This is a genomic window from Candidatus Cloacimonadota bacterium (assembly GCA_011372345.1).
GTDB lineage: Bacteria > Cloacimonadota > Cloacimonadia > Cloacimonadales > TCS61 > DRTC01.
This window is the reverse complement of record DRTC01000077.1, coordinates 1-2,982: the sequence shown is the minus strand read 5'-3', so window position 1 is coordinate 2,982 and position 2,982 is coordinate 1. Positions and strand designations below refer to the sequence as shown.

Here is a 2,982-nt window from a genome sequence, read left to right as displayed (position 1 = left end):
AATAAAAGTTTACCAGTTTTTTCCATCTTAATCTTATAAAAGCAGGATTAAAATAATCAGTATTGGCAATATCGTTTCCGGCGGCAGCGGAAAAACTCCTTTCACGATTTTCCTGGCAAAATATCTTTCTGAAAAAGGATATAAAACAGCAGTTTCTCATCGCGGGTATAAAGGAAAATTTGAATATGAAAATAAACTGATTTCGGACCGAGAACAAATTTTCCGTTTTGCTGAAAAGGCTGGAGATGAATCATTTCTTCTGGCAATGAAATTAAAAGGAATTCCGGTTATTGCCGGCAAAAACCGCAAATTATCGATTATGATTTTAGAACAAAAATTTCCTGACCTGGATTATATAATTTTAGATGATTCTTTCCAGCATCTTAAAGTCAAACATGATCTTGATTTTGTCATTTTTAATGAAATTGGAGGGATTGGCAATGGTTTTGTTCTTCCAGCAGGAATTTTGCGGGAATCGATGTCTGTTTTGAAATTCGCTGATTATATTGTGTTTAACGGAGAAGGAAAAATTCCCGAAAAACTGCAAAAATATAATAAAATAGCCTTAAAAGGAAATTATCAAATCAAGAAATTCTATGATCTGAATAAAAACGAAATCGCTATCGAAAAACTGAAAAATCAAAAAGTTGCTTTGCTTTCCGGGATTGGGCAACCGAAGTCTTTTGAAAAAACAGTTTTAGATTCAGGATTGAAATTCGAAGAACATTTTCGTTTTCCTGATCATTTTAATTATAAGGATTACGGAATCATTAGAGATTTAAAGAACAAAGTTGAAAACAATAAAATTGATTATTTACTCACAACAGAAAAAGATTTTATGAAATTACAATTTATGGAAAATCTGGAATTACCGCTCGTTGTAGTTGCAGTTGAATTTTGTTTAGCTACCAATTTTAAATTATTAGAAATTCCTATAGGATAAAATACATTAGTTGAAACACCTGGCTGAGGGAAAATGATTCTCTTATAACTAGAACAGATCAAGATCGAATTTCTATTTCCACCCGCTATCATTTAAAAATCTATGGTTAAAATAAAAATAATTGGCTTTATAAAGTATTAGTTTCTCTTTATATTTCTCGGAAAATAATTCGTTGAGTTCATTGATCAATTTTAAGGAATCCACATGGTTTCTTCTGGAAAAAAAGATCAATCGCGTTTTTGAAAACGAGTTGTTATTTTTTTGAAAGGTTTCGATCAGTTTTTTTTCAACATTTGATAATGGAATTTTTACAGATTTGCATTTTTCAATGAGATTTAAAACCTTCTTTGGTTTTTCATAAGATGGAGGTTTTGTAATTTCAGCAGGTTTTTTCTCATTTTTTTTCTGTTGCGGAGTAATTGTCTTATAGACGAATTTTTTATGAGATATTTTCTGTTGCGGTAATTTAACAATGTTATCATCTTTCTCAAGATACCACTGGAAAGACTGTTTTTTCAAGCCGACATCATTAATAAAAAAATCATAAAATGTGTAATAATCTATGATCTCATTTTTTTCTAAAAGATAATCCTCAAGAATAGAATAGATCGTATCATTTGCGTATTTTCTGGAGAGAAAGATCGCTGGAAATTGCGGTAATACCAGATTTTTATTTCCCATGATGACAAGGGTTGTATATAAAGCCATTTCTGAGGGAATATTCTGGTTTTTACAATAAACTTCAAATTTCTTGAAAACCTTATGAACTGATAGAAACGGAATTTCGCTTTGTAATTCCGAAAGAATATAAGAATGGATAGATCCGATCAGCAGATAAGGAATCTTAATATATTTTTTATGAATATAGATTCCCCAACCCCACCGAAATATATTATTACAATATTTAGCTATATGTGCTAATCCGTGTTTCAGGGATTTCCCCTGTTCTAATAGTTTCTTTTCTATCTCATCACCTGTTAATGCTTTACCTGCTTGTTCCAAAATATCTTCGGTTAAGATATGGATCGCACCTTTTTTTCTTAATCTCTGTATTCTCGCCTTTTTCAGTTTCCTCTTATATTCTGCAGAGGAATAAAAAAAATGGTCATCTCTCCTGATATTTTCGATCTTTTGGGCTGAAAACATGAACATTCCGGAATCAAGAATTTTGTCCTTTTTTTCAGAACAGTTTTTAAGACAATAATCTTTTAGTTCCCCCGGAACTTCATTTAAGGGTATTTTTCCTTTTGCTTCGATTAAGTCAGATAGCTTTTCAACAAAATCAGAACAATTCAAGCATTCGTTATTTTTTAAACACATAACTCTATTAAAATGATCGACAAAATATTTATTTTCACAATTTGAGGCAAATTCAGCCAGAGCATGACCTTCTAATTTGTTCTGCCAGTTTAAGATGGAACAAACTTCCAGAGATATCCGATCATAATGTACGACTCCGTAATATTTATCTAAACAAAAATCAATTATATCCCATAGAGGTACAAGAAAACGGGTAGGATTATTTTTTATTAAGTTATAAAGTCGATCTAAAATCTGCCTGGTTCTTTCCCTGGTTAATCCAAATTCTTTACCTGCTTTATCTAATGTCTGAGATTTATCAAAACCGACACCTAATTTATTCAAGAAAATTTTGAAATCTCTGTCTTTGACTTTCATTAAACTCTTGATCATAGAATTGAACGAATTCCAGTTTAAACTCAAATCTTTGTTTTTTATAAGAAGATAATTTTTTATTGAACTGTGAATATTTTCTATTGTCTTTCTCCCACAATTCTTATTTTGTAATAACTGCTCTGCAGAATGCATTAGAAGTTCACCAATCGTAGTGATATTTAAATATGACATCAAATTTTCTGCTCTCATAGACAACTGTAAATAATCAAGATTATCATCGGTTTTAAACGAAGGATGAAACTTGTTAATATCCATATCGATGATTTGGGAAGAAAATAAGGGTAGTTCCTTTAATAATTTTTCGGTAACTACATAATTCGAAAGCTTGTATTTTAGTGATCTTT

2 protein-coding genes are annotated in these 2,982 nt (G+C 30.7%); one reads left to right on the top strand and one right to left on the bottom strand.

The window, feature by feature from the left end; genetic code table 11:
* Positions 1-265: 265 nt before the first annotated feature.
* Positions 266-943 carry a tetraacyldisaccharide 4'-kinase gene (lpxK, locus tag ENL20_01420; protein ID HHE37217.1) on the top strand — a complete coding sequence of 226 codons (678 nt, stop codon included), beginning with the start codon at positions 266-268 and terminating at the stop codon, positions 941-943.
* Between the two features lie 72 nt (positions 944-1,015).
* Here the strand turns inward: lpxK and ENL20_01415 are convergent.
* Positions 1,016-2,982: hypothetical protein (locus tag ENL20_01415; protein ID HHE37216.1), on the bottom strand; the 1,967-nt coding region annotated here is incomplete at its 5' end.